We start from the raw sequence: 24,458 nt of genomic DNA, 5'->3' as shown, positions 1-24,458 counted from the left end.
TAACTGCAGTTTACTCGGGTTCGTCGAAACGGTTTTCAAGCAGTGTTTGCAAGGCGGTCAGAGCTTCCTGCTCATCGTTGCCGTCAATCTCGAGCTCCAATATGGTGCCCTTGCCAGCGGCCAGCATCATCACTGACATGATGCTTTTACCGTCAACCCACTTGCCGTCCTTGCCTGTTTTGATGGTACTGGAGAAGGCGGAAGTGCAGGCGACAAACTTGGCTGCCGCACGAGCGTGCAAACCGAGCTTGTTGATAATACGTACCTGAGTTCGAATCACGCGCTGACCTGTCTACTGGAGTTCTCTGTGTCTTATATGCATTGACGGATATTCCGTCTGGTAGTGCTTGTAAAGGCGATTCGCCAAATATACTGAACGATGTTGGCCGCCGGTACAACCCAGGGCAATATTCATGTAACTGCGATTGCCCTCGCGATAGCGAGGAAGCCAAGTATCCAGATAGTGACGGAGATCGCGATAGAGATCAGCGGTCATGGGCTGTTCTTCGAGAAAAGCGCTGACTTCTTCATCCAGGCCGGTCTTGATGCGCAGCTCTTTTACCCAATGGGGGTTGGGCAGCATCCGCACGTCGAACACGAGGTCGGCATCGGCAGGGACACCGCGCTTGAAACCGAAAGATTGAATCAGTATCGACATGGTTCCGGTGCTGGTGCCCAGCAACTGTTGCTTAATTGCATCGCGCAGTTCGTAGACCGTCATCTGGCTGGTATCCAGCACCAGATTGGCGCTTCGCGAGATGGGCTCCAGCAGTTCCTGCTCCCGGTCTATCGCCTCAGCCAATGAAACCGATTCGGTACTGAGGGGGTGACGGCGTCGCGTCTCACCAAAGCGCTGCAACAGCGCCGTTACCTGTGCGTCCAGATACAAAACCTGCACTTCTGCCGAGGATGGCAGTTTCTCCAGGATGTCACGGAAATTCTTTAGATCCTTCCAGGCATTGCGCGCATCAATGCAGACTGCAGTGCCCTGAAATAGCTGAAACTCCTTGTCATTGACCTTTTCCATCAGTGCAGGCAGCAGCGACACGGGCAGGTTATCGATGCAGTAAAACCCCTCGTCCTCCAACTGGTGCAGGGCGGTACTTTTTCCCGAGCCCGAGCGTCCACTAATGACGATTAATCGCACTGAAAACTCTCCTTGTCAGGTTGAATCACTGCACGCGATTTCGTAGAGCGCAAGGTCGTTGCTCGCCGCGCGTAAGCGAGCACAGAAATCTGACTGACTGAGCAGGCCTGCCACTGTCGCGAGGATATCCAGATGCTGTTGCTGGGCTTCCTCCGGCACCAGGAGCACAAACAGCAAGTCTACAGGTAGATCATCCGGAGCGTCGAACGGTATCGGTTCTTCCAGCGTAAGCAGTGCACCCAGTGGTTCAGTGCAGTCACCCACCCGGCAATGCGGGATGGCTATACCCTGGCCGAGACCAGTGCTTCCCAACTTCTCGCGAGAGATAAGGTGATCCAGGACCTGATCATAAGGCAGGGCGGTCTGATCGTCGCAGACGACGGTCGCGATGGTTTCAAATAACCGCTTTTTACTGATCCCCGGTGCGCAGCACACGGTGCGTGCCGGGGTCAGTATTTGACTGAGAGCATTCATTGTCGCGTGTCTAGTGCCCCCGGTGCTTCTGTTTGTGTTTGATCAGCTGGCGGTCCAATTTGTCTGAAAGGGCATCTATCGCTGCGTACATATCCTCTGATTCAGAGTGTGCAAACAAGTCGCCACCGGCGATATGGACAGTGGCCTCCGCACGCTGCACCTTTTTTTCCACCGTAAGAATGACATCGGTAGCGGTTATATGGTCGAAGTGGCGTTGCAATCGCTCGAGCTTGCTTTCGACATAGTCCTTCAGGGGAGTGGTGATTTCCAGGTGGTGACCAGTGATGGTGAGTTGCATAGGTTGCTCCTGTTACAGGTTTGAGACTATTGGTGCCTAATGCCGGCGAGGCCGGTTGCTGATAGTTTGATTCTAGACCAGACGTTTGCGTTCGTTGGATGGTGGTATAAAAAGAGCGTCACGGTATTTGGCTATGGTGCGCCTGGCAATTTCAATGCCCTGTTCTTTCAGAAGCGCTGCAATTTTGTTGTCGCTCAATGGCTTACGCGGGTTTTCGGCGGCCACAAGTTTTTTAATCAGCGCCCTGATGGCGGTGGACGAGCACTCTCCGCCACTGGTGGTCCCTACATGACTTGAGAAGAAATACTTGAGTTCGAAGACACCTCTGGGTGTGTGCATATATTTGTTTGTGGTGGCTCGCGAGATTGTGGATTCATGCATTTCAACGGCCTCGGCAATTTCGTGCAATACCAGTGGTTTCATGGCTTCGGTACCATACTCGAGAAAATTTCGCTGGTGATCGACGATTTTACTGGCAACCTTCATCAGGGTTTCGTTGCGGCTGTGCAGGCTCTTCAGAAACCAGCGCGCCTCCTGCAGGTTATCACGTAAATAGGTGTTGTCGGCGCTGTTATCGGCGCGTTTGATCAAACTGGCGTAGCCGGTATTGATGCGTAATTTTGGTGCGATATCGGGGTTGAGTTCTACCAGCCAGCGACCATTCTTCTTGGTGACAAAGACATCGGGGACAACGTACTCGACCTCCTCGGGTACCGCAGTGTAGCCCGGGTTGGGGTCCAGTGACTGAATCAGCGTCAGTATCTGTTTGAGTTCGTCCTCGCTAATTCGCGCGCGCCTGAGAATCTGGCCGAAATCGCTGCTTGCCAACTGGTTCAGGTAGCGGCTGACAATCAGTTTCGCCTGATCAAGCCAGGGCGTGGTGGGTGGTAACTGGTTTAGCTGTATCAGCAGGCATTCCTGCAGGTCGCGAGCGCAGACCCCGGAGGGCTCAAACTGTTGGAGCCGGTGCAGTACGGCGATGAGCTCGTCAAAATCTATCTCGAGGTCATCGGCCAGGCTCTCGTAAATTTCTTCAGGGCTGCTCAGGAGGCGACCGTTGGCATCCGTAGCGTCAATGATCGAAAGCGCTATAAGGCGGTCTGTATCGGAGAGTCGGGTCAGCCCAAGCTGCCACAGCAGTTGCTCACGGAGTGATTCACTGGCCGAGTTCTGTGCAGAGAAATCATGATCGTTGTTCTCATCACCCTGTGATGCTGGCGCCGATGCTGAAGGCAGCAGATCATCCCACTGCACATCAACAGGCAGATCATCAGACAGGGAGGACTCCCCGTCTACCTCCTTCGAGCTCCAGTCAGGCGCTTCCTCGGTACTGTCATCGTTTTTGTCGTTCTTGCTGCGCGAAGCGTCATCGGTATTGTCCGGTGCGTCATCACCTGAAGTGTAGGGGTCATCCTCAGACATCTCCAGAAGCGGGTTGCTATCCAGTGCCTGCTGGATCTCCTGCTGGAGGTCCAGTGTGGACAGCTGCAACAATCGAATCGCCTGCTGCAGCTGCGGCGTCATCGTAAGTTGTTGACCCAGCTTTAACTGGAGTGACTGCTTCATTTCAAGACTCGGAGCATTGTTTATCTCACGCGGGTATCATCCCGGCCGTTGGGACTTACACAGCCAGTGTAGCCCCCGTGGCCAACGGGTGGCAACCGCTTGGCGTGAAAATTGCTTGGTTTTGTGAGGTGGTCGAAAACTCGTGGCTATGGCCTGCGCGACCGCGCCGGGAAGGGGTTACATACGGAACTGATCGCCAAGGTATACCTGGCGCACATGTTCGTTGCCCAGTACATCTTCGGTTGTTCCAGAGGCGATAATTTGACCTTCGCCCACGATATAGGCCTTTTCACAGATATCCAGTGTGTCCCGCACGTTGTGGTCGGTTATCAACACTCCGATACCGCGATCGCGTAAGTGTAGAATGATCTGTTTGATATCGGTGACTGAGATTGGGTCTACACCGGCGAAAGGTTCGTCCAGCATAATAAAATCCGGCTCAGTGGCCAATGCCCTGGCTATTTCGATACGTCGTCGTTCGCCACCCGACAGCGCCTGGCCAAGGCTGTCCCGCAGGTGCTGGACATGGAACTCTTCCAGCAGTTCGTCACGCCGGGCCAGACGCTGCTTTTTATTTAGGTCCGAGCGCGTTTCAAGGATAGCCATGATATTGTCGCCGACAGTCAGCTTGCGAAATATCGACGCCTCCTGGGGCAGATAACCGACGCCGCGACGCGCGCGTTCGTGCATAGTGAGACTGGTAATATCCTCACCGTCAACGGTGATTAAACCGCGGTCAGCCGGAATGATTCCAATGATCATGTAGAAACAGGTAGTTTTACCCGCGCCGTTAGGGCCCAGCAAGCCGACGATCTGGCCGCTGTCTATCTCGATGGAAACGTCGTGAATAACTTCCCGTCCGCGGTAGGCCTTGGCCAGATTATTCGCTCTCAGTTGCGCCACTATCGTCCTCGTCCTTTAGTTCACTGGGAGGAAGCACGACGACCACTCTGTCGTCTTTGCGTTTTGGATCCGATATCGCCTTGGTCAGCTGTTGCTCAATAAAATAGTCAATTGAATCGCCGTTGACGATAGAGCCATCCTGCTCAACATAGCCGTCAGTCTGTAGGTGTACTCGCTCTTCGGGTCTGTAGTAGGTGATGATGCGGGCTCTGGCATAGACCATCTCTTTGTCCACTTCCGGTCTCTGCTGCATTTTTGCCGGTGCCCCCTCGGCAACAATCTTGCTTGCCTGCCCATCGTCCAGATAGATGGTGAGTTTCTCGGATTCCAGTTTCAGGCTACCCTGGATCGCGATGACATTTCCCCGGTAAATAGTGACGCCGTTGACGTCGTCGCGCTCGGCCTTGTCCGCGGTAATGCGCATGGGTTTGTCGCGATCCTCGGGCAATGCCTCAGTGAGGGCCGCAAAGAGCCCTGTCACCAGCAGCAGTAAACCGGCAAAGAACTGCGTCGATTTGGTATGCGTTTTTGGACAGCGTCTTGACATGGGTGCACTCCGCAAAGCGTTGTGGTGGAAATTGGATGGGATGGGTGCCGCTTGGCCCGGCGACCGGTGGGCGATTGTCTCGCAATCTTTAGACGGCGTCATCAAGCGGTAGTTCCGTGTCAGGCAATGCCCGCATGGAGCAGGTCTTTTAAGTGGAGAACACCGGTGAGTGTGCCGTCCTGATTGAGAACAACCAGCGAGCTGATTTCGTTTTCTTCCATGATGTGCATCGCTGCGGCCGCGAGCATGTCGGCCTCAATCGTTTTTGCGCCCTTACTCATCAGCTGCCCTATCGAAGTCTCGTTGATGTCGGTGCGCGTATCGAGGGCGCGACGCAGGTCGCCGTCGGTGAACACGCCCGCGAGTGTACCGTCTTTATTGACCACAGTTGTCATGCCCATACGTTTGTTGCTGATCTCCAGCAGGGCTTCGGACAGTTTGATTTCCTCTGTCACCATCGGTATATCGTCGCCGGTTTTCATCACGTCCTGCACCTTCAGCAGGAGTTGCCTGCCCAGTGTTCCCCCCGGGTGAGAGAACGCGAAATCATCTGCGGTAAAGCCGCGTGCCTCCAGCAGCGCGATAGCCAGTGCATCGCCCATCACCAACGCGGTGGTGGTGCTGGATGTCGGTGCCAGATCCAGTGGGCAGGCCTCGGTTTCAACGCCGGTATCCAGATGAACGTCGGAGGATTTTCCCAGCGGGGACTGCGGATTCCCTGTCATGCTTATCAGCGGTATACCGAGCCGCTTGAGCAGCGGAATGAGCGTCATCACTTCTGCAACAGCGCCGCTGTTGGACAGTGCAATGACGGCATCATCGGCGGTAATCATACCCATATCGCCGTGGCTGGCTTCGCCCGGATGGACAAAGAATGCCGGCGAGCCAGTACTGGCCAGGGTGGCGGCAATTTTGCGCGCGATATGGCCCGATTTGCCCATACCGGTGACAATGATGCGCCCGCGAACCTGCAACAGGAGCTCACAGGCTGAGGTGAAATCCTGGCCAATTCGCGCTTCCAGCGCGGCAACTGCAGCAGCCTCCATACGGATGGTGCGCTGCGCCGATTGGGTGAAACTGATGGAGCTTTGCTCCGGCATAACGAACCTCTGGCCTACATCGTCGAGTACAGTGAGTAATAATACAGCGCATAGGACGACACTAACAGCGTTCCCAGTATACGCCCAAGGTAGGAGTGGCCCTCTGATGACTTACTGCGCATACGGCTGATAAAAATGGCGAACGCGAGGAACACTGTCAGCAGTGTCATCGCCAGATAGTCGCGCGAGATGACCGCCGGCTCCAGAGTGTGGCTCTCCACAATGCCGGGAATAGCCATCACGGCCAGCAAATTGAACAGGTTTGATCCGATAATATTGCCCAGTGCGATCTCAGTATGTCCCCGCATTGCACTGGCGATAGTGGCAGCCAACTCCGGCAGGCTGGTGCCAATCGCGACAATTGTGAGGCCGATAACGAGTTCCGATACTCCCAGTTCCTGCGCCGTATGAACGGCTCCCCACACCAGCAGCTTGGAACTAACAATCAGCAGGGCAAGGCCCACCAGAAAGCTGAGCCAGGCGCGCCCCGGTGTCAGTAACTTCTCTGGTTCCTCGCCCGCTTCCTCCAACAGTCCCGGATCCTTGAACTGCTGATTCACCAGTCGCGCGATGATAAATACCAGCAGGGCGACCATCAGCCAGCCATCTGACTGTGACAGCTCCCCGTCCATAATCAGTAGGCCAGCGACAATGGTTGCCACAAGCAACAGGAACACTTCCGATTTCATGCATCGCTCTTGTACCATCAGGGGAGCGACCAGCACGGTAATGCCCAGCACCAGCGCAATATTTGCAATATTGGAGCCGATCGCGTTACCGATGGCCAACTCGCCGGCGCCGGACAGCGAGGCGGTGATCGCCACGAGAATTTCCGGAGCCGATGTTCCGACAGAGACAATGGTCAGGCCGACGATAATGGGGGACATGCCCATGTTTTTGGCGATGGAGGCCGCGCCTGCGACAAACAAGTCCGCACTCCAGATGAGGACTATAAAGCCGACGAGAATCATGGCCACTGCTAACAGCATACGAACGAATTTCCTGTTAAAGTGTGCGCCGCCCGGTGCAGGGGAACCTCAGAGGCGGTATAGATGTCGAAAACATGAAGTAACATGGGTTGGTGAGGTAGTAGGTGTCCTTTGTGTTTAGAAGCCGAGTATACAGGGCATTGCGGTTGAGAGTGGTAACAAATTGAAAAATGGAGCACAGGAATGTCAATTCGCAGTCTAAAAGTAGGAGTGATCGTTGCATTGTTGTTGGCGGCAAGTGGCAGTTTGCGTGCTGTCGCACAGAACCACGCCGCCTATGATCTGGTACAGGATACCACCACACAGGTTATGGATGTGGTGGAGGCGGCCAATGCGTACGCAGAGGAAGATCCGGAGCGTTACTACCAGCAAGTGCAGGCGCTGCTTGACCCCCTGATCGATTACCGCGGCTTTGCGCGCAAGGTGATGGGCCCCTATGCCAGTTCTGATCGCTATCGCAGCCTCGACCAGGCTGGGCGCAGTAAATTAGTAGAGCAGCTCGACCAGTTCACAGCGGCGATGCGCGCATCTCTGGTGCGTACCTACAGCAAGGGTCTTCTGGCATTCGGCGGTTCCAGGATTGAGCTCACCCCACCCGACGAAGAGGCCTCCGGCCGCTCTCGCATGTCACTGCAGCAATTGATCTACGCAGACCGTCGTGATCCCTATGTCGTGATATACCAGATGGGCAAAGAGAAGTCCGGGGAGTGGAAATTGAACAACGTTATCATTGAGAACGTGAATCTGGGAGAGATCTACCGCGACCAGTTTCTGGCCTCAGCACGAGAGCGCGACGGGAACCTGGACGAGGTTATCGCCAACTGGACGACGGTGGTTGTCGACGTCGATAAATAGTATTGCTGTGCGGTGGCGGTCGCTATCTTGCGATTTTTCTCATAAAATGCCGCCTTTTTACTGCTCGTTTTGAGGTGGCCCACGTCTCGGGAGCGTCGTTGACGCAACATTAGGCAGGGTGGACAGGAGAGTTCCAAAATGGATACAGACGCAGTCAAAGGGTTGTTACAGAAGCACATGCCCGATTGTGAGTTTTACGTGGAGGGCGAGGGCAGTCACTACAATATCGCTGCGATCGGCGAAGTGTTTGAAGGCCTGCGCCCGGTGAAAAAACAGCAGTTGGTCTACGCCGCGCTGAGTGATCATATCGCAGATGGCAGTATTCACGCTGTCAATATCCGCACCTTTACGCCTGAGCAGTGGCGGGCGCAAGCTCAGGCTTGAGCAGCGCAGCCAACCTGTAACGGATAAATTCAATGATACCCGGCTGGGTTGTAACTGCAGCCGGCGCTAGCAGGTATTCCGGCGCGATGGATACTATGAATGACAAATTGACCATAGCACTTACCAAGGGGCGTATCCTGAAGGAGACGCTGCCTTTGCTCGCACGCGCCGGAATTGAGTCGCTGGAGGATATCAACACCAGCCGCAAATTGGTGTTCGATACCAACCGGTCCGACGTGCAACTGGTGGTGCTGCGCGGTACTGATGTCCCCACATATGTGCGCTATGGCGCTGCCGACATGGGTGTGGTGGGAAAGGATATCCTGATGGAGCAGGGCGCCGAGGGCCTTTACGAACCATTGGACCTGGGTATCGCGCGCTGTCGGTTGATGACTGCTGCCCGAGTGGGTTGGCAAAGCGATGGCACACGTATCAGGGTTGCTACCAAGTTCGTCAATATCGCCAGGGATTACTTTGCACAGCGCGGCGTGCACGCTGACCTGATCAAGCTCTATGGCGCGCTGGAGTTGGCTCCCATCATGAACCTCGCTGATCAGATCGTCGATATTGTCGATACAGGGAACACCCTGCGCGCCAATGGCATGGAGCCACTTCAGGAGATTGCCTCTGTCAGTTCCCGGTTGGTGGTTAACAAGGCCGCCATGCGCTCCCGCTATGCCGCGATTACCGGGATTATTGCGGATTTGACCGCAGCAGTTGAGGAGGCGGAGAGTGCGACGGCTTGATACACGCAGCGCGGATTTCTTCAGCGCCCTGACGCAGCTGACAAGCTGGGAGGAGGCATCCGACCTCGCCGTCAACCAGACCGTGGCCGCCATCATCGCTGACATCGGTCAGCGCGGGGATGCAGCGCTGCTTGAGTATACTGAACGTTTCGATCAGCTGACGGCCGGTTCTGTTACCGAACTGGAGATATCCCGGATGCGGCTGCAGGCTGCGCTCGATCGCATCGAGCCCGACCAGCGCGAGGCGCTGGAGTATGCGGCGCAAAGGGTGCGCAGCTTTCATCAGCACCAAGTGCAGCAGAGTTGGCAGTTTACCGACGATGCCGGCAACCTACTCGGTCAGCAGGTCACTGCGCTGGAGCGTGTCGGCCTCTATGTTCCCGGTGGCAAGGCCAGTTACCCCTCGTCAGTACTGATGAATGCACTACCCGCCAAGGTGGCCGGCGTAGCGGAAGTCATTATGGTGGTGCCGGCACCCGGTGGCGAGATAAATGACCTTGTGCTGGCCGCGGCTGCAATTGCCGGTGTGGACAGGGTGTTCACCATCGGCGGCGCCCAGGCTGTCGCAGCGCTGGCCCTGGGTACTGCCACCGTGCCCGCGGTGGACAAAATCGTCGGCCCCGGCAATATTTATGTCGCCACGGCAAAGCGTCAGGTGTTTGGCCGGGTTGGCATTGATATGGTAGCCGGGCCGTCAGAAATCCTGATTATCTGCGACGGGCAGACGGACCCTGATTGGGTGGCGATGGATCTGTTCTCCCAGGCGGAACACGATGAGAACGCCCAGTCGATTTTACTGTGTCCCGACAGCGATTACCTGGACGCGGTGCAGGCGAGTATCGACAGACTGCTGCCCAACATGGAGAGGTCGGGCATAATCGAAGCCTCTCTGGGGGCACGTGGCGCGATGATACTGACGCGCGATCTCGCGGATGCGGTGACGGTGAGCAACCGGCTCGCCCCCGAGCACCTGGAGCTATCCGTGTGCGATCCGCAGAGCCTGCTACCTCTGGTGCAAAATGCCGGCGCTATATTCATGGGCGCATTCACCTCTGAGGCCCTCGGTGATTACTGCGCAGGCCCCAATCATGTATTGCCCACCTCGCGCAGCGCCCGTTTCTCCTCGCCGCTGGGCGTGTACGATTTTCAGAAGCGCAGTTCTGTCATCATGTGTAGTGAACGCGGGGTGCAGGAGTTGGGTGCAATGGCGTCTGTACTGGCCAGGGGTGAGTCACTGACAGCGCATGCACGCAGTGCCGAGATGCGCCTGAAAACGGAAGGCGATACGCCGGTCGAAAAATGAGTGAACATTTTGCGTCCTATTCGGCCTGATAGAGGCTAGGGAGTAGTTTCCAGTGCTGACGAGTGGTTTAGCGCGCCGACAACAGCATTTAACTCCAGGCTCTGCCGATCGCGCTCCAGCACAATGGAGATTGTTTCACCGGGGCGCAGCATCGCAATCCGGTGCATGGTCAGGCGCCCGTCCTGTACCGGTTCCCCGTTGATATACGTGATGACGTCACCCACCTGTATGCCCGCTTTTTGCGCGGGGCCACCGGGTGCCACCTGAACCACGGATAACTGCTGTTGCCTGCCGCCTGAGGGTGGGGTCACCACAATAGGCTCCACGCTGACCCCCAGCCACCCCCGTATCACCTCGCCAAAGTTGATCAAATCCTGCATCACGAAAATGGCCAGACTCTCCGGAATAGCCAGACTGATGCCGATGCCAGTACTGGCATTTTCACTCTGGTTTCCCGCGGTATAAATCAGCGTATTGATGCCAAGCAGTCGCCCCCGGGTATCTATCAGTGCACCGCCGGAATTCCCGAGGTGAATGGTCGCATCGGTTTGTATGTAATCCTCGTAGGTGTTGAGCTGAAGCCCAAAGCGCCCGAGGGCCGATACAATGCCCTGTGTGACTGAGTGTCCGAAACCCAGTGGATTGCCGATGGCGAGAACGACATCGCCAACTCGAGCGGAATCTGAATCTCCCAGCGAGATCGGTTGCAGGTCGGGTAGATCTACCTTTAGTACCGCAAGGTCCGTGGCCGAGTCGGTGCCTATCACAATAGCATTGGCTGAGCGGCCGTCGTATAACATGACCTGAATCGCATCGGCACCCGCGATCACGTGGTTGTTGGTCAGAATGTGCCCCTGTTCCGTCATTATGACGCCGGAGCCAAGCGAGCGTTCTATCCGCTGTCGATACGATGGGTGTGTGGCAAAGTTGCCCAGTAGCGGGCTACTGCGCAAGCTGTTGCGTCTCTGCACAACCAGCTTGGCGGTATAAATGTTAACGACGGAGGGCGTAGCTGCACGTACCGCGGCGGCATAGCTAACGGGCTCCAGTTGGGTGTCCTGTACTGTGGAACTTAGCGGTAATACCCAGCGGTCCAGGATCAGCAGTGCGGCTAACAAGCCCGCTATGGCTGGCCAAACAATGAGTGTCAGATTTTGTTTCATGTCCTGCCATGTTTATTGTGTGCTGTTGCATTGTATATGATGCTTACCCCGGCCTGCCATGCAGGCAGGAGAGACCATTCAACCACCAGGTGAAAAATCAATGAGCGTAGAGCTTACCGAACTTTGCCAGTATCTTGATCAATCTTTACAGCCACAGCGCTTCAAGGATTACTGCCCCAACGGCTTGCAGGTCGAAGGGGCACCCCGCGTGGCTCGTCTTGCCACTGGCGTGACGGCGTGTCAGCCGCTGCTGGATGCCGCGGTGGAGTGGGGCGCAGATGCGCTGCTGGTGCATCATGGGTATTTCTGGCGCGGTGAGTCACCGCAGATCGTGGGAATGAAGCGTCGGCGGCTTGGCACCTTGCTCGTGAATGACCTCAGCCTGCTCGCCTATCACCTGCCGCTGGATGCCCACCCTGAGTTGGGAAACAATGCCTGCCTGGGTAAATTGCTGGGCTTTGATTATGCGGACCAGGCGCCGTTGCAACCCGACATTGCTGACGGGCTCGGCAATATTGGCGAGCTGGCGGAGGCCGTGCCTGTGCAGAAAGTGATGGCACGACTGGCAGAGATTACCGGGCGCGCCCCACTGTATGTGGGCGAGACCGGTGCACTGGTCCGCCGTATCGCGTGGTGTACCGGGGCGGCGCAGAATTACATCGATGCGGCCGTGCGCGCCGGCGCAGACCTGTACATAACTGGCGAAGCGTCAGAGCAGACTGTGCACACAGCCAGAGAGGAGGGGATTGGGTTTATCGCTGCGGGACATCACGCCACCGAGCGCTATGGTGTGCAGGCAGTGGGTGAGCACCTTGCCGCACACTTTTCACTGGAGCACCGGTTTATCGATATCGATAACCCGGTGTAGTACAGCGAGCTAAAAACCTAGTCTACTTTCCCTTTGGCGCCGGTGTCCGTATCGGTCGCCGGCTTTCGCTCCAGTCCGAATTCTTCATTGAGCATACCTTTCTCATCAGGAGAGGTTTTCGGAGCGTAATCCAGAGGGGGTTCGATGTGTGCCAGGTTTGCCGGAATTTCGCTCGGGTCATACTTGTTCTCTAGGCGCTCCAAAGACACCGGTCCGGCGCCGTGGCACAGTTTTTCAGCACCCTGTGCAAGTTGGTTGTGAACTTCTCGGTAGCTCTCGGTCAGATTGTTTAGCAACTTCGCGGTTTCCGTGAAATGTTCCACCACCTCGGCTTCATACGATTTCTTGTCCTGCATGACCTGGTCCAGCTTGAGCGCGATATCACGGTGCTTTTTTGCGCCGTCCGATGAGCGACGCCCCATGAGCAAGCCCGCAATCAAGCCAACAACGACTGCAATGACCGCAATAGCCAACACCATTTCAAAGCTATATACAGCTGATTCCACTAAAGATTCCTCATGGCGATAATTCAGAGGTGCGAAGTATACCCCTAATAACCCGAGTGCAGTAGGGTTGGCTATCTGATAGGTCGAGGAGTCGTCCAGGAATCGAGGTATCCATTACGCGGACGTCATAGAGGGTGACAGTTTCAAGCTGAACTGCCGTGCTGTGTTGCTGGCCGTTGCCAAGCGCGTAGGCTGTGGTTAAAGTGTGGCGCTCTTCATTCTTGCAGGATCGGGCAGCACCGCACATGACAACACCCTGGCAACGCTATCAGGCGGACCTGCAGCAGGAGGGCTTTACCCACGATTCGGCTCAGGAGCAGGCTGTGCTCCTGCTGCAGGATTTGTACGAACGTTTGGTGGCGCGATCACAGCGACATGACGGCGGTGTCAAAAGCTGGATCAACAAGCTTCGCGGTGTGCAGATTGAGCCCGAGATCGGGCTGTATTTTTGGGGCGGCGTGGGGCGTGGTAAGACTTACCTGGTTGACACGTTCTACGAATGCCTGCCGTTTCAGCGCAAACTGCGCGTGCATTTTCATCGCTTCATGCAGCGGGTACACGCTGACCTGCAAAAACTTGAGGGCGAGAAGAACCCGCTGCAGAGAGTTGCTGATGGGTTGGCGCAGGAGACGGGCGTACTTTGTTTCGACGAGTTTTTCGTTACCGATATCGCTGATGCGATGATCCTGGGGGACTTGATGAAGGCGCTCTTCGAGCGCGGCGTGACTCTGGTTGCCACATCCAACATTGAGCCAGAGAATCTGTACGAGAACGGCCTGCAGCGGCAGCGATTTCTTCCCGCAATTGCGCTGCTGGAGAGATATACCCGCGTCGTCAATGTCGACGCGGGTGTTGATTATCGCTTGCGCACCCTACAACAGGCTGCGTTGTATCACTTCCCGCTGAACGAGGTCGCAGCGAAAAGCCTCGAACAGAGTTTTACCCAGTTGGCCACTGCACCCGGCAGGCATTGGGAGCGCATACAGATCAACAACCGCTACCTGACCTGTCGGCGGGTATCAAAGGATGTAGCATGGTTCGAGTTTGCTGAGCTCTGTGATGGTCCGCGCTCGCAGAATGACTATATAGAGCTGGCCAGAGTTTTTACCTCTGTGCTGATTTCCGGTGTTCCCTGCTTTCGGCCGTCTATGGATGACCAGGCGCGGCGCTTTATCAACCTCGTGGACGAATTTTACGATCGCAGCGTCAAGCTGGTGCTGACGGCGGAAGTGCCGCTATTGGAGCTCTATGGCGGCGGGCAGCTGGAGTTTGAGTTTCAGCGCACGATTTCACGGCTGCAGGAGATGCAGTCTTATGAGTATTTGGCCAGGGAGCACCTACCGTGAGACTTGGGCAGGACGCTGGTGAGGGCCAGTTTTTTTTGATGGGGTCGGCCACTTTCTAATGGGAAGCGCCTGTTTGTTCAAATGGTTGTGATATATGCTCTTCGGGTGCTTCTTTGCCAGGGCTCGATCCTTTGATTCGACGGATTATAGACAGGACCGCGTTACTCAGATTAAATAGGGGCCCTGTTTCGCGCTCACGGATGTCGAACAGGGTTAACAGCAGTGAAAATTAATGGATTCTCCGCTTGAAAAGCGCGGGCCCATTGATTAGTATTCGCGCTCTCGAAATTCGACTCCTCCAACAGGCGGTTATTGATGAAAACTATTAGTGTCAGAGCGGAAGATGTAAGCCGCGACTGGTTTGTCGTGGACGCCGCTGACAAGACCCTGGGGCGCCTGGCTAGTGAGATAGCTCATCGCCTGCGCGGCAAGCACAAGGCTGAATACACGCCCCACGTCGATACTGGCGACTACATTGTGGTCGTAAATGCTGAAAAAATTCGCGTATCCGGTGCCAAGTCAACGGACAAGATGTACCACCACCACACGGGCTACCCGGGCGGTCTGAAGTCGATTTCCTTCGAGAAGTTGATTGATAAAGCCCCTGAGCGGGTTATCCAGAGTGCGGTGAAGGGCATGTTGCCCAAGAATACCCTGGGTCGTGCCATGTTCCGAAAGCTGAAAGTCTATGCTGGCAACGAACATCCGCATGCTGCGCAACAACCTCAAGCACTGAGCATCTAACGGACAACATTTTTATGTCAGCTACCCAATACTATGGAACAGGCCGTCGTAAGACGTCCACCGCTCGCGTCTATTTGAAGAATGGCGGCGGCAGCATCACAGTCAATCAGCGTCCTCTGGACCAGTATTTTGGCCGTGAAGTGGCGCGTATGATCGTGCGTCAACCTCTGGAACTCGTTGAATTAGCAGAGAAATTTGATGTTAATGTCACTGTTGCAGGCGGTGGAAGTTTTGGGCAGGCCGGTGCGATTCGCCACGGCATCACCCGCGCATTGATGGAATACGACGAGTCTCTGCGCCCCAACTTGCGCAGCGCAGGGTATGTTACCCGCGATGCACGTGAAGTTGAGCGTAAGAAAGTCGGTCTGCGCAAGGCGCGCAAACGTCCCCAGTTTTCCAAGCGTTAAGCTGGTGGCATATGCCCCGGGTATCAGCGGGGATGTGGACACAATCGAAAACGCCCGGATGCTGTGCATGCCGGGCTTTTTTTTGAGCCATGCAAGGCGAGTAATTTTTGACCTGAATCAAGTCGGGTTCTTGCTGAAAACGTAGTTAAATCAAGGCGTTTCCCTTGTAAGAACTCGGCAAAGTCATTACCATTTGCACCTTTTTGAGATCTGCGGATAAGGCCGTTGCCAAGTTACCGCATTGAGATCTGTTTTCTGGGGAGATAAGCATGAGTAGCGATGGCGTTAACTCCACGAGGAGGAAATTCCTGACCGCTGCCACTAGCGCGGTAGGCGCGGCCGGAGTAGTCGGTGTGGCAGTGCCCTTTGTCGGGTCCTGGAACCCCTCGGCCAAGGCCAAGGCTGCTGGCGCGCCGGTTAAGTTCGATTTCAGCAAACTTGAGCCGGGCCAGATGTCTGTGGTGGAGTGGCGTGGCAAGCCGGTGTATGTGGTCAACCGCACTGAATCGCAACTCGAATCGCTGCCCGGACTCAATTCGAAACTGAAAGATCCGGATTCCCTGGATACCGCACAGCAACCGCCCTACATCACGGGTATCGACCGATCTATCAAACCGGAACTGCTGGTGATTGTCGGTTTGTGTACGCACCTGGGCTGTGCGCCCAAGTATGTTCCCGAAGTGGGCGTTCTGGCCGGAGCGAGTTGGGAGGGCGGCTTCTTCTGTCCCTGTCACGGTTCCAAATTTGATCTTTCCGGCCGTGTCTACGCGGGTGCGCCGGCATCGGCCAACCTGTTAGTGCCCCCATACTCGTTTGAGGATGACAAGGTGTTGGTAGTCGGCGTGAACCCGGAGGAAGTCTGATGAGTAATATGTTGGTTGGTCTACGCGATTGGGTTGACGCGCGCCTGCCCATCATGAAGGCGTGGAATACCCACATGGGTAAGTACTACGCCCCGAAGAATTTTAACTTCTGGTATTTTTTCGGCGTTCTGTCGCTGGTGGTTCTGGTTAACCAACTGCTGACAGGTATCTGGCTGACGATGAGCTACACACCCAGCCAGGAGGGCGCGTTCGCATCGGTGGAATACATCATGCGCGATGTAGATTTCGGCTGGATACTGCGCTACATGCACTCGACGGGGGCCTCGGCGTTTTTCGTGGTCGTCTACCTGCATATGTTCCGCGCGTTGATCTACGGCTCCTATCAGAAACCACGTGAGTTGATCTGGATCTTCGGCATGCTGATATTTGTGGTGCTGATGGCGGAAGCGTTCGTGGGTTACGTGCTGCCCTGGGGGCAGATGTCCTACTGGGGCGCTCAGGTGATCATCTCTCTGTTCGGCGCCATTCCCTATGTCGGTGAAGACATTGTCACCTGGATTCGCGGTGATTACCTGATTTCCGGGATCACGTTGAACCGGTTCTTTGCACTGCATGTGGTTGCGCTGCCCATCGTCCTGCTGGCGCTGGTGGTGTTGCACTTGCTGGCACTGCATGAGGTTGGATCGAACAACCCCGATGGCGTGGATATCAAAAAACACAAGGATAGCGCGGGTGTGCCGCTCGATGGCGTCGCATTCCACCCGTACTACACCGTGCACGACCTGCAGGCCATCGGTGTGTTCCTGTTCATCTTCTGCGGCATTATTTTCTTCATGCCGGAGATGGGTGGATACTTCCTGGAATACGCTAACTTTGAGCATGCGAACAACCTGAAGACGCCGGAACATATTGCGCCTGTTTGGTATTTCACGCCCTACTATTCGGTGCTGCGTGCAGTACCCGACAAGTTCTGGGGCTTTGTCGCCTTTGCTGCCTCGGTGGCCGTGCCGTTCATGTTGCCCTGGCTGGACCGCAGCCCTGTTAAATCCTGGCGCTATCGCGGCACCATCACCAAGGTTATGCTGGTGACGTTTGTTGCCTCCTTCCTGATACTGGGTGTGCTGGGAGTCTGGTCTCCGACGGATGCGCGTACGACACTGGCGCGTATTTGCTCAGTGATCTACTTTGCGTTCTTCCTGCTGATGCCATTCTGGACATCCATCGATAAGACCAAGCCAGTGCCCGATCGGGTCACCACAGACGGCGGTATCGGTTTCTGGGGCAGTATGGCCGGGCTCGCGCTGATTCTCGCGCTGACTGTTCTGCCGCTGAAAGCGGTGGCAGCGGAGTCGGCCTATGATTGCGGCTCCATTCCCTGCGCGCCCTTTGTCGCCGATCCGGAAGATAAAGCATCGCTGCAGCACGGTGCCAAGCTGTATATGAACTACTGCATGGGCTGTCACTCGCTGCAGTACGCGCGTTACAACAGGGTCTCGGAAGATCTCGGTATTCCGGAGGATTTGTTTGAGGCGAACCTGAAGTTTGACCCGGATGTCAAAATGGGTGCATTGATGGGAAACGCCATGGATAAAGGCGAGGCCAAAAAGTGGTTTGGTGCCGCACCTCCCGATTTGACGCTGGTCTCCCGCGCTCGTCAGCCCGAGTGGTTGTACACTTACCTGCTATCCTTTTACAAGGATGACACGCGGCCTTACGGCGTCAACAACAAGGTCTTCAAGGATGTGGGGATGCCCAATGTGTTGCTGGAGCTGCAGGGAATGCAGGAGTGCGCTCCCGGGCCGGTTAAAGCTCACAATGGCGGCGTGAAGCGTGATCCATTGACCGGCGCTGATATCCTGGAAGATCCGTGCGGAAAGTTTGAAATTACTTTTGCAGGCGAGATGACGCCTGAAGAGTACGATGATGCAGTGTACGATCTGGTCAATTTTCTGGCCTATGTGGCCGAGCCGATGAAATCCGACCGTCACCGTATAGGCATGTACACACTGCTCTTTATAGCTTTATTTACCGTATTTGCTTGGTTGCTGAACCGCGAATACTGGAAAGACGTACACTGATCGCGCGCGATTAATGGCGGTAGCGTTGGGGCTTTTAATACGCCGCATCGTTTTCTATAGGAAACAACAGAGGAATCCCTAATGGGTGTTGTGGCAAAGCGATCTTCAATGACATTTTTTTCTGATAACACCAGTCATTACAGTCACCGGGTGCGTATCGTTCTGGCTGAGAAAGGCGTTACCGTCGATCTGGTCGATTCCGACGCAGCGCATCCCCCGGCTGAACTCGCTGATCTCAACCCCTACAACAGCCTCCCAACACTGGTTGACCGCGATCTCGTGCTGTACGAATCCAAGGTGATGATGGAATATCTGGATGAGCGTTTCCCGCATCCGCCGCTGTTGCCGGTGTATCCAGTCGCGCGAGCGGAAAGCCGGTTGTTTATCCACCGCATAGAAAAGGACTGGAGCGCGTTGGTCGATGCTATTCAACACACGCGCAGCGAGAATGTCGTGAAGAAGTCGGTCAAGGAACTGCGCGAAAGCATTATGGGCATCGCGCCAATTTTCGCCGAAAAGCCATTCTTCATGAGTGATGAGTTCACCCTGGTCGATTGCTGTATCGCTCCCATCCTGTGGCGTCTGCCCTCGCTGGGCGTAGAAATTCGCGCCAGCAAGCGGACCAAGCCGTTACAAACATATATGGACACGCTGTTTAACCGGGAGTCGTTTCAGGAGAGTCTCACCGAGCAGGAACGGGAAATGCGCCTCTAATCAGGGCCGCGTTTTCACGCTATTGCAGTTGCAGAGCCTAATATGAATTCCAGTCGCCCCTATATCATGCGCGCACTGTATGAGTGGATTGTGGATAATAATTTCACGCCCTATGTATTGGTGGACGCATCGATTGAGGGCGTTGTAGTGCCTCAACAGTTCGTAAAGGACAATCAGATTGTCCTGAATATTTCGCCGGATGCCGTCGTTGATCTCAGTATCTCCAATCAGGCCGTAGCGTTTAACGGTCGTTTCGGTGGTGTTGCCACTGATGTGTTTGTGCCGGTATCCGCTGTGGTGGGCATTTACGCGCGCGAGAACGGACAGGGCATGGTATTTGACCCGGAAGAGACCTCCAGCCCACCCGACGATACGCCCCCCGCCCCGGGCAAGCCCGAAAAGCGACCGGCGCTGAAAATCGTTAAATAAGTTCTGGTAAGCGGGCAGTGGACGCACTATTGGCGTGGGGTATCAGGTCGCGCGGCACTAATTGATAACGTCGAATAATCTCACCACCCTGCGTACGCCGGAAATGCCCGATACTTTCTGTGCGATCAGGTCTGCTTCGCTCCGGGTGACGGCACCCATCAGATAGACAACCCCATTTTCTGTGACAACCTTGACAGTAGCGTCTCCGACGTGGTCCGTGGCAAGTAGGGCGGATTTTATTTTGGTGGTGATCCACGCATCGCTGGTGCGTATGAGTGCTGATGTCGGCGGGCCAACTTCCAACTCGTTGTATATTCGGCGAACCCCCTTGATTCTGCGAACAACGTCAGTTGCACTGTTTTTCAGCCCTTCATCATTGACCTGTCCGGCCAGCAGCACGTAACCGTCGTAACTGACGACCACCAGATGAGCGTCGTGGTAGGCCGAATTCTCCGCATGGATATTGACCGTGGCCTTGGTTTCGATATTGTCGTCTTCAATTATCTGTCCCACCGTGCGGTCTTTCGGGCGGTCTTCTATCTTGCCCATGTTCATGCTGGCGAGAATGCTGCCGCAGCCAGACAGCGAGAGCAGCGTGCAGGCGACGAGTAGAATCAAAAACAGTCGCATGGCTTACTCCTGGCTGAAGCTGCCGAACAGGCTGTGGTCTATCAGTGCGCAGAAATTGTGTATCGCCATGGTGTGCATTTCGACCACCCGTGCCTGCCTTGTCGCGTCGACCTTGATTTCCACGTCCTCAGGTCGGATTACGGCGCCCAACATCGTATCTTTCACATTGGTCATTGTGATGACTGCCATGCCCCGCTCTTGGGCTGTCTGTACCGCACGCAACAGATTGCTGGCCCCCTCGCCGCTGTTTATACACAGCAGTACATCGTCGCGCTGCCCCAATGCACGCAACTGTCGGGAATATATATCGTTGAACGCGCTGGTCTGTGCGATCGCGGTGACACTTGCGCTGTCCACTGTCAGAGACAGTGCAGGAAGTGCAGGGCGGTCCTGCTCAAACCGGTTCAGCAGATTACAGACGAATAACTGGGCCATGGCGGCATCGATACCATTGCCGCAAACGATAATTTTGCGGTCAGACAGGAGTGCTCTCGCCATCAACTGGCTGCCCCGCGCGATTGCTCCGGCCAGATTGTCCACCGACATAGCGATGGTCTCCATCGTGTCCTGAAAGCTTTGCGCGATGATTGGGTAGTAGTCCATCAGTCGAATCCAGTGTATTGGTCATGCTGTGAATGCTCCGCGGATCCAGCGAATCTGCGGATGGGACCCGGATTGTGGCGGTTCAAAGGCAATGACGTCAAATCGGCAGGCGCTGGCGGCCCATTGTGAACGCTGTTGCAGGAAGAGCTGCGCAGTTCTCACTAGGCGTTGTTGTTTGCGCCGGTCAACGGAGCCGGCTGCGCTGTTGAAGTAGCGGTTGGATCTCGCCCTCACTTCGACAAACACCAGTTGTTGCCCGTCGATAGCGATAATATCTATTTCGCCGGTTTTCGCCCTGAAATTCCGCTCCAGTACGCTTAGCCCGCTTTCCTCTATCAGTGTTGCCGCCCGGTTTTCGTAATCGTCACCCAGTGATTTCATGCTCTGTCCGCAGTTTTTCGATCATTACTGGAACAGGCAGTCTAGCTATTGCGCTTTGAGTACGCCTCCATCGAATGTGGCCGCAGACAGTTCCCGCTGGATGCTGAGGTCCGGATCCATGGTCAGTAGGCCTGTGTTGCCGCGAAACAGGGCATCCGCACCGCTTTGCAGGCGGGAAAATCCGGATTGCACCAGAAAGGCATCGGCTCCCAGAGCATTGAGCTGGGGGAGGCTATCGCCGGAGGTATTCCCGGCGCTCAGTGTGGCCCGCAATTCGGCGTTGGCGCCCAGTAACCAGGGCGTCCCGGCGATCAAAATACCGTTTAGATCCTGGTCCCGTTGATCCGGAACGCCGCTATAGATGGTAGACAACGCGTAGACAGGAATATCGCCCGCGTAGTGAAAAGCCAATATAGGCTTGATTGAGCGCGCCTCGGTACTGGTGCGACTCAACAGAAAGATGACATCGGCATCCTGACGTCTGCGCGGCGCAAACTCGATATTGGTTGCCAGCACATCGCGAAGCTCCTTCGCACGCGCTTCGCTGGCACTCAATGACAGTAACGACTTCACACTGCTTGAGTAGTCATCATAGGTGGTATAGGTGACACTGTCGGCGATGCTGCCGCCGAGCGAGGTCCAGCGCTCGCGCAATACCGGTTCCACTTTCTCACCCCATTCACCGGCGGGAGAGATGATCAGGGCGCGTCGGGCTCCAGTGCCAAAAGCCAGTTCGGCAATAGCCTTGGCGTCATCTTCCGGTGCCAGTGACAGCTGCACCAGTGCGCTGCCGCCGCTAGCCGGCAGCACCTGGTCAATGCGATTGAGCGCGAGTATCGGCACGGGGCGCGCCGGCAATGTTGCCAGGTCGGCCAGCGCTTCCTTGCTCAGCGGCCCCACCACGATAGTGGCACCTTGCCTTACAGCCTCTTCATAGGCGCTGCTGGTGGATGCTGCTTTATCCAGATCGATTACCAGTACCTCATCGGCGGTGCCGCCAGTGTTACGGTTCTGGTAATAGGCGGCGAGATAACCGTTTAACACGGCTTTGCCCGCCCGTGCCAGTTTACCGCTGAGCGGCAGGAGGATGGCTACCTTGCCACTGTTACCGCTCTGGGCTAGAGCATAATCATAACCGCCGGGTAGCGGTTTTGCCGCGGGGTGACTGGCATTCGCGCTGCGCCACTGCGCCAGTTGGCCGGGCAGCGTTGCGGGGGGTGAACGGCTGATCACTGCGAGATTCAGCCAGCCGCGCCACTGCGGATCACTGGTCTGCACCAGCGCAGCGGACAATGCCTCGGCGTCTGTCTTCTCCAGATTGCGCCACACGTTGCGCTTCCAGGCGGGCACGTTTTTATCCGGTGACATGCGCATGATCTGATCGGCAAGTTGCGCGCAGGCCAGGGACTCGCCATTGATATCCAGAATATAGTGCTTAAAGCTGAGAATCCGGTAACGCAATGCCGGGTTGATGGCGGGGCTGTTCAAGCGATCGAGCTGTGCCAGGGCCTGCTGCTGTTCGCCGCGAATGTAGTCGATACGTGCTTGCAGATAGTCGCGGTACGCAGTGTCGTCGATGGATAAGCCCTGTTGCGGTAGTGTCTGCAGCGCCACGCTGGCCGACATCCAGTCAAACTGCGCGAGAGATTGCTCCGCACTGTTGAATGCGCCGCTGTACGTGCTGGCAGGCAGCTTCAGTGAGATACCCTGACCGTTGCTTGGTTGTTGCTTCTCTGCGGTCGGTTTACTGGGCTCGTCAGGCTCTTTGGCAGGCTTTCCTGCGCAGCTCGCGAGAACCAGTGACAGCAGTATAAGCGCCAGCGGGGCGGAGTGACCGAGAGGTCTGGAAACGTTCTTTCTCATGCTATGCTTCACCGACTAGTTTGTGGGTCAGGGGGCTGCCAGACACAGCTTACGCAATGTTTGCGGGCAGGTCACGGCGGCTCCTGTATCATCCGGGATTGACGCAGTGCGGACATTATAAGGGGAAATTGTGGATTCCGGGCTTTATGTTGTAGCCACAGCTATAGGTAACTTTGGTGATATGTCGCAGCGCGCGATCGATGTCCTGAAAAACGCCGATCTTATTGCCGCAGAGGACACGAGGCACAGCCAGCGGCTGCTGCAGTATTTTGCTATAGACACACCCACCATGGCCTATCACGACCACAGCGATGACCGCGCATTACAGCGTATCGGCAGGTGCTTGGCGGACGGTGGGTGCGTGGCGCTGATATCTGATGCAGGCACACCCCTGATTTCTGATCCAGGATACCGTCTGGTGCGGCACGTGCAGGACAGCGGTTTTTCGGTGTATCCACTGCCCGGCCCCTGCGCGGCAGTAGCCGCGCTGAGCGTCTCCGGACTGCCCACCGATCGCTTTTTATTCGAGGGGTTTCTACCTGCCCGCGATGGTGCGCGCGCCAATCGGCTGGCAGCGTTGGCGGCAGAGCCGATGACCTTGATATTCTATGAAGCCCCGCACCGTGTGGAAGCCTCCTTGCAGGCGATGGTCGCTGCGTTTGGCGACGACCGCGAAGCCGTGTTGGCGCGTGAACTCACCAAGACGTTCGAAACCATTAGGCGAGGGCTGCTGTCCGAGTTGGCGACGTTTGTGAGCGAGGACGATAACCAGCAGAAGGGCGAGATCGTGCTGATTGTTGCCGGGCGGCCCAAAGTCGAACAGGCAATTGACGCGGATGTCGCGGCTCTGCTGCAGCGCCTGGCGCAGGAGTTGCCCGCGAAGAAAGCGGCGGCCGTGGTCGCGGATTGGACAGGCCTGCGCAAGAAGCAGCTCTACGAACACCTGCTGGCGTTGAAGCTGGAATGAATGGGGGCGGTGACTAGTGATTCGATTCAGCCTCTAATTACTTGCCCTCCCTAACTGCAGCGCGTACCCTTGGCGCCGAGTCGGTCAGGCGATCGCTTTTCAATCGTGTTTACACGCTTGGGGGGAGGAAAGTCCGGGCTCCATAGGGCAGAGTGCCAGGTAACGCCTGGGGGGCGAGAGCCTACGGAAAGTGCAACAGAGAGTATACCGCCTGGTTCGCCAGGTAAGGGTGAAATGGTGCGGTAAGAGCGCACCGCGCGGCTGGTAACAGGCGTGGCGATGGTAAACCCCACTCGGAGCAAGACCAAATAGGAATCCATCAGCTGTGGCCCGCAGTGGATTCGGGTAGGTCGCTACAGGCAAGTGGTGACACTTGTCGCAGATGAATGATCGTCCACGACAGAACCCGGCTTATCGACCGACTCAATTTTTCCCTCGTTAAAATGTGTTCAGATGTGTCTGGATTGGAATCCTTGCGCTGCTGAGTCCATTTTGTCTCCGCCCACTCTAGAATGTTTCAGAACGGCGCGAATCTCATAGAATATTAGTTTCTATAAAAACAATTTTTTATCACTATTAAGCCTGTAAGTTAAAGTAAATCCTTAGGTAGTGAATTTACCAGA

Annotated in this window: 28 protein-coding genes and 1 other RNA gene; 14 read left to right on the top strand and 15 right to left on the bottom strand. The window is 55.8% G+C overall.

Annotation, left to right across the window (positions count from 1 at the left end; all coding sequences use genetic code 11):
- Nucleotides 1-10: 10 nt before the first annotated feature.
- From AC0L6S_RS11530 to AC0L6S_RS11490, 9 genes are all read right to left on the bottom strand, one after another.
- Entirely contained in the window at nucleotides 11-280 is a 270-nt protein-coding gene (locus AC0L6S_RS11530; RefSeq protein ID WP_473424123.1) for an HPr family phosphocarrier protein, read from the bottom strand.
- Nucleotides 281-292: 12 nt separating this feature from the next.
- Entirely contained in the window at nucleotides 293-1,147 is an 855-nt protein-coding gene (rapZ, locus tag AC0L6S_RS11525; RefSeq protein WP_473424122.1) for an RNase adapter RapZ, read from the bottom strand.
- A 15-nt stretch (nucleotides 1,148-1,162) separates the two neighbouring features.
- Nucleotides 1,163-1,621, bottom strand: coding sequence for a PTS IIA-like nitrogen regulatory protein PtsN (gene ptsN / locus AC0L6S_RS11520; protein WP_473424121.1), 459 nt, complete (start codon nucleotides 1,619-1,621; stop codon nucleotides 1,163-1,165).
- Between the two features lie 10 nt (nucleotides 1,622-1,631).
- Complete coding sequence (hpf, locus tag AC0L6S_RS11515) at nucleotides 1,632-1,919, bottom strand: ribosome hibernation-promoting factor, HPF/YfiA family (RefSeq protein ID WP_473424120.1); 288 nt, start codon at nucleotides 1,917-1,919, stop codon at nucleotides 1,632-1,634.
- Between the two features lie 72 nt (nucleotides 1,920-1,991).
- Nucleotides 1,992-3,485 (bottom strand): RNA polymerase factor sigma-54, encoded by a 1,494-nt coding sequence (locus AC0L6S_RS11510; protein WP_473424119.1) that lies wholly within the window; start codon nucleotides 3,483-3,485, stop codon nucleotides 1,992-1,994.
- Nucleotides 3,486-3,662: 177 nt separating this feature from the next.
- Nucleotides 3,663-4,388 carry an LPS export ABC transporter ATP-binding protein gene (gene lptB / locus AC0L6S_RS11505; protein WP_473424118.1) on the bottom strand — a complete coding sequence of 242 codons (726 nt, stop codon included), beginning with the start codon at nucleotides 4,386-4,388 and terminating at the stop codon, nucleotides 3,663-3,665.
- A complete protein-coding gene (gene lptA / locus AC0L6S_RS11500) occupies nucleotides 4,366-4,935 on the bottom strand; it encodes a lipopolysaccharide transport periplasmic protein LptA (protein ID WP_473424117.1) in 570 nt (189 codons plus the stop codon). The genes lptB and lptA overlap by 23 nt, the downstream gene beginning before the upstream one ends.
- 119 nt (nucleotides 4,936-5,054) lie before the next feature.
- Nucleotides 5,055-6,035, bottom strand: a complete 981-nt coding sequence (locus AC0L6S_RS11495) for a KpsF/GutQ family sugar-phosphate isomerase (protein ID WP_473424116.1) — start codon at nucleotides 6,033-6,035, stop codon at nucleotides 5,055-5,057.
- 14 nt (nucleotides 6,036-6,049) lie between these two features.
- Nucleotides 6,050-7,024: a calcium/sodium antiporter gene (locus AC0L6S_RS11490; RefSeq protein WP_473424115.1), complete on the bottom strand. Its 975-nt coding sequence runs from the start codon at nucleotides 7,022-7,024 to the stop codon at nucleotides 6,050-6,052.
- A 183-nt stretch (nucleotides 7,025-7,207) separates the two neighbouring features.
- Between AC0L6S_RS11490 and AC0L6S_RS11485 the strand changes: the two genes are divergently transcribed.
- The 4 genes from AC0L6S_RS11485 (at nucleotide 7,208) to hisD (ending at nucleotide 10,312) form a co-directional block, all read left to right on the top strand.
- Nucleotides 7,208-7,879, top strand: a complete 672-nt coding sequence (locus tag AC0L6S_RS11485; RefSeq protein WP_473424114.1) for an MlaC/ttg2D family ABC transporter substrate-binding protein — start codon at nucleotides 7,208-7,210, stop codon at nucleotides 7,877-7,879.
- Between the two features lie 138 nt (nucleotides 7,880-8,017).
- Nucleotides 8,018-8,263, top strand: coding sequence for a BolA family protein (locus tag AC0L6S_RS11480; RefSeq protein ID WP_473424113.1), 246 nt, complete (start codon nucleotides 8,018-8,020; stop codon nucleotides 8,261-8,263).
- 95 nt (nucleotides 8,264-8,358) lie between these two features.
- Nucleotides 8,359-9,009 carry an ATP phosphoribosyltransferase gene (hisG, locus tag AC0L6S_RS11475; RefSeq protein WP_473424112.1) on the top strand — a complete coding sequence of 217 codons (651 nt, stop codon included), beginning with the start codon at nucleotides 8,359-8,361 and terminating at the stop codon, nucleotides 9,007-9,009.
- Nucleotides 8,996-10,312, top strand: a complete 1,317-nt coding sequence (gene hisD, locus AC0L6S_RS11470; protein ID WP_473424111.1) for a histidinol dehydrogenase — start codon at nucleotides 8,996-8,998, stop codon at nucleotides 10,310-10,312. The genes hisG and hisD overlap by 14 nt, the downstream gene beginning before the upstream one ends.
- A 35-nt stretch (nucleotides 10,313-10,347) precedes the next feature.
- Here the strand turns inward: hisD and AC0L6S_RS11465 are convergent, their stop codons facing one another.
- Nucleotides 10,348-11,475 carry a S1C family serine protease gene (locus tag AC0L6S_RS11465; RefSeq protein WP_473424110.1) on the bottom strand — a complete coding sequence of 376 codons (1,128 nt, stop codon included), beginning with the start codon at nucleotides 11,473-11,475 and terminating at the stop codon, nucleotides 10,348-10,350.
- A 100-nt stretch (nucleotides 11,476-11,575) separates the two neighbouring features.
- Between AC0L6S_RS11465 and AC0L6S_RS11460 the strand changes: the two genes are divergently transcribed.
- On the top strand, nucleotides 11,576-12,343 hold the full coding sequence (locus AC0L6S_RS11460; RefSeq protein WP_473424109.1) for a Nif3-like dinuclear metal center hexameric protein: 768 nt from the start codon (nucleotides 11,576-11,578) through the stop codon (nucleotides 12,341-12,343).
- 17 nt (nucleotides 12,344-12,360) lie between these two features.
- Here AC0L6S_RS11460 and AC0L6S_RS11455 read toward each other — a convergent pair whose 3' ends face one another.
- Nucleotides 12,361-12,849: a Z-ring associated ZapG family protein gene (locus AC0L6S_RS11455; protein WP_473424108.1), complete on the bottom strand. Its 489-nt coding sequence runs from the start codon at nucleotides 12,847-12,849 to the stop codon at nucleotides 12,361-12,363.
- 245 nt (nucleotides 12,850-13,094) lie between these two features.
- Here AC0L6S_RS11455 and zapE point away from each other — a divergent pair, with 245 nt between their 5' ends.
- From zapE to AC0L6S_RS11420, 7 genes are all read left to right on the top strand, one after another.
- Complete coding sequence (gene zapE, locus AC0L6S_RS11450; RefSeq protein WP_473424107.1) at nucleotides 13,095-14,195, top strand: cell division protein ZapE; 1,101 nt, start codon at nucleotides 13,095-13,097, stop codon at nucleotides 14,193-14,195.
- Between the two features lie 315 nt (nucleotides 14,196-14,510).
- Nucleotides 14,511-14,939, top strand: a complete 429-nt coding sequence (rplM, locus tag AC0L6S_RS11445; protein ID WP_473424106.1) for a 50S ribosomal protein L13 — start codon at nucleotides 14,511-14,513, stop codon at nucleotides 14,937-14,939.
- 14 nt (nucleotides 14,940-14,953) lie between these two features.
- Complete coding sequence (rpsI, locus tag AC0L6S_RS11440; protein ID WP_159169892.1) at nucleotides 14,954-15,346, top strand: 30S ribosomal protein S9; 393 nt, start codon at nucleotides 14,954-14,956, stop codon at nucleotides 15,344-15,346.
- A 269-nt stretch (nucleotides 15,347-15,615) separates the two neighbouring features.
- Nucleotides 15,616-16,209: a ubiquinol-cytochrome c reductase iron-sulfur subunit gene (gene petA, locus AC0L6S_RS11435; protein WP_473424103.1), complete on the top strand. Its 594-nt coding sequence runs from the start codon at nucleotides 15,616-15,618 to the stop codon at nucleotides 16,207-16,209.
- Nucleotides 16,209-18,248, top strand: coding sequence for a ubiquinol-cytochrome c reductase (locus AC0L6S_RS11430; RefSeq protein WP_473424100.1), 2,040 nt, complete (start codon nucleotides 16,209-16,211; stop codon nucleotides 18,246-18,248). Before petA ends, AC0L6S_RS11430 begins: the two co-directional genes overlap by 1 nt.
- Before the next feature lie 81 nt (nucleotides 18,249-18,329).
- Entirely contained in the window at nucleotides 18,330-18,962 is a 633-nt protein-coding gene (locus tag AC0L6S_RS11425) for a glutathione S-transferase N-terminal domain-containing protein (protein ID WP_473424098.1), read from the top strand.
- 42 nt (nucleotides 18,963-19,004) lie between these two features.
- Complete coding sequence (locus AC0L6S_RS11420) at nucleotides 19,005-19,391, top strand: ClpXP protease specificity-enhancing factor (RefSeq protein ID WP_473424094.1); 387 nt, start codon at nucleotides 19,005-19,007, stop codon at nucleotides 19,389-19,391.
- 57 nt (nucleotides 19,392-19,448) lie between these two features.
- Here the strand turns inward: AC0L6S_RS11420 and AC0L6S_RS11415 are convergent, their stop codons facing one another.
- From AC0L6S_RS11415 to AC0L6S_RS11400, 4 genes are read right to left on the bottom strand one after another with little or no spacing between them, the layout of a single operon-like run.
- The gene (locus tag AC0L6S_RS11415) at nucleotides 19,449-20,021 is read right to left on the bottom strand and encodes a BON domain-containing protein (protein ID WP_473424092.1); all 573 of its coding nucleotides are present in this window, start codon (nucleotides 20,019-20,021) and stop codon (nucleotides 19,449-19,451) included.
- 3 nt (nucleotides 20,022-20,024) lie between these two features.
- Nucleotides 20,025-20,624 carry a D-sedoheptulose-7-phosphate isomerase gene (locus AC0L6S_RS11410; RefSeq protein WP_473424089.1) on the bottom strand — a complete coding sequence of 200 codons (600 nt, stop codon included), beginning with the start codon at nucleotides 20,622-20,624 and terminating at the stop codon, nucleotides 20,025-20,027.
- 21 nt (nucleotides 20,625-20,645) lie between these two features.
- Nucleotides 20,646-21,005 (bottom strand): YraN family protein, encoded by a 360-nt coding sequence (locus AC0L6S_RS11405; RefSeq protein ID WP_473424086.1) that lies wholly within the window; start codon nucleotides 21,003-21,005, stop codon nucleotides 20,646-20,648.
- 45 nt (nucleotides 21,006-21,050) lie between these two features.
- Nucleotides 21,051-22,868 carry a penicillin-binding protein activator gene (locus tag AC0L6S_RS11400; protein WP_473424083.1) on the bottom strand — a complete coding sequence of 606 codons (1,818 nt, stop codon included), beginning with the start codon at nucleotides 22,866-22,868 and terminating at the stop codon, nucleotides 21,051-21,053.
- Between the two features lie 130 nt (nucleotides 22,869-22,998).
- Here AC0L6S_RS11400 and rsmI point away from each other — a divergent pair, with 130 nt between their 5' ends.
- Both rsmI and rnpB read left to right on the top strand, forming a co-directional pair.
- Entirely contained in the window at nucleotides 22,999-23,835 is an 837-nt protein-coding gene (gene rsmI / locus AC0L6S_RS11395; RefSeq protein WP_473424080.1) for a 16S rRNA (cytidine(1402)-2'-O)-methyltransferase, read from the top strand.
- Nucleotides 23,836-23,911: 76 nt separating this feature from the next.
- An RNA gene (gene rnpB / locus AC0L6S_RS11390) (RNase P RNA component class A) lies at nucleotides 23,912-24,265 on the top strand.
- The last annotated feature ends 193 nt before the right edge of the window (nucleotides 24,266-24,458 follow it).

This window comes from Halioglobus sp. D3-4, assembly GCF_055809315.1.
The sequence above is the reverse complement of the archived record's forward strand: the minus strand, read 5'-3'. Positions and strand labels throughout refer to the sequence as shown.

What these genes read in the sequence shown, in the direction of transcription:
- lptA (WP_473424117.1), bottom strand. Translation starts at nt 4,935, where the DNA reads ATGTCAAGACGCTGTCCAAAAACGCATACCAAATCGACGCAGTTCTTT.
- rplM (WP_473424106.1), top strand. Translation starts at nt 14,511, where the DNA reads ATGAAAACTATTAGTGTCAGAGCGGAAGATGTAAGCCGCGACTGGTTT.
- AC0L6S_RS11420 (WP_473424094.1), top strand. Translation starts at nt 19,005, where the DNA reads ATGAATTCCAGTCGCCCCTATATCATGCGCGCACTGTATGAGTGGATT.
- rpsI (WP_159169892.1), top strand. Translation starts at nt 14,954, where the DNA reads ATGTCAGCTACCCAATACTATGGAACAGGCCGTCGTAAGACGTCCACC.
- hisG (WP_473424112.1), top strand. Translation starts at nt 8,359, where the DNA reads ATGAATGACAAATTGACCATAGCACTTACCAAGGGGCGTATCCTGAAG.
- AC0L6S_RS11460 (WP_473424109.1), top strand. Translation starts at nt 11,576, where the DNA reads ATGAGCGTAGAGCTTACCGAACTTTGCCAGTATCTTGATCAATCTTTA.
- AC0L6S_RS11415 (WP_473424092.1), bottom strand. Translation starts at nt 20,021, where the DNA reads ATGCGACTGTTTTTGATTCTACTCGTCGCCTGCACGCTGCTCTCGCTG.
- zapE (WP_473424107.1), top strand. Translation starts at nt 13,095, where the DNA reads ATGACAACACCCTGGCAACGCTATCAGGCGGACCTGCAGCAGGAGGGC.
- AC0L6S_RS11480 (WP_473424113.1), top strand. Translation starts at nt 8,018, where the DNA reads ATGGATACAGACGCAGTCAAAGGGTTGTTACAGAAGCACATGCCCGAT.
- AC0L6S_RS11430 (WP_473424100.1), top strand. Translation starts at nt 16,209, where the DNA reads ATGAGTAATATGTTGGTTGGTCTACGCGATTGGGTTGACGCGCGCCTG.
- AC0L6S_RS11400 (WP_473424083.1), bottom strand. Translation starts at nt 22,868, where the DNA reads ATGAGAAAGAACGTTTCCAGACCTCTCGGTCACTCCGCCCCGCTGGCG.
- AC0L6S_RS11495 (WP_473424116.1), bottom strand. Translation starts at nt 6,035, where the DNA reads ATGCCGGAGCAAAGCTCCATCAGTTTCACCCAATCGGCGCAGCGCACC.
- AC0L6S_RS11425 (WP_473424098.1), top strand. Translation starts at nt 18,330, where the DNA reads ATGGGTGTTGTGGCAAAGCGATCTTCAATGACATTTTTTTCTGATAAC.
- AC0L6S_RS11490 (WP_473424115.1), bottom strand. Translation starts at nt 7,024, where the DNA reads ATGCTGTTAGCAGTGGCCATGATTCTCGTCGGCTTTATAGTCCTCATC.
- ptsN (WP_473424121.1), bottom strand. Translation starts at nt 1,621, where the DNA reads ATGAATGCTCTCAGTCAAATACTGACCCCGGCACGCACCGTGTGCTGC.
- AC0L6S_RS11405 (WP_473424086.1), bottom strand. Translation starts at nt 21,005, where the DNA reads ATGAAATCACTGGGTGACGATTACGAAAACCGGGCGGCAACACTGATA.
- petA (WP_473424103.1), top strand. Translation starts at nt 15,616, where the DNA reads ATGAGTAGCGATGGCGTTAACTCCACGAGGAGGAAATTCCTGACCGCT.
- AC0L6S_RS11410 (WP_473424089.1), bottom strand. Translation starts at nt 20,624, where the DNA reads ATGGACTACTACCCAATCATCGCGCAAAGCTTTCAGGACACGATGGAG.
- hpf (WP_473424120.1), bottom strand. Translation starts at nt 1,919, where the DNA reads ATGCAACTCACCATCACTGGTCACCACCTGGAAATCACCACTCCCCTG.
- AC0L6S_RS11465 (WP_473424110.1), bottom strand. Translation starts at nt 11,475, where the DNA reads ATGAAACAAAATCTGACACTCATTGTTTGGCCAGCCATAGCGGGCTTG.
- AC0L6S_RS11510 (WP_473424119.1), bottom strand. Translation starts at nt 3,485, where the DNA reads ATGAAGCAGTCACTCCAGTTAAAGCTGGGTCAACAACTTACGATGACG.
- AC0L6S_RS11485 (WP_473424114.1), top strand. Translation starts at nt 7,208, where the DNA reads ATGTCAATTCGCAGTCTAAAAGTAGGAGTGATCGTTGCATTGTTGTTG.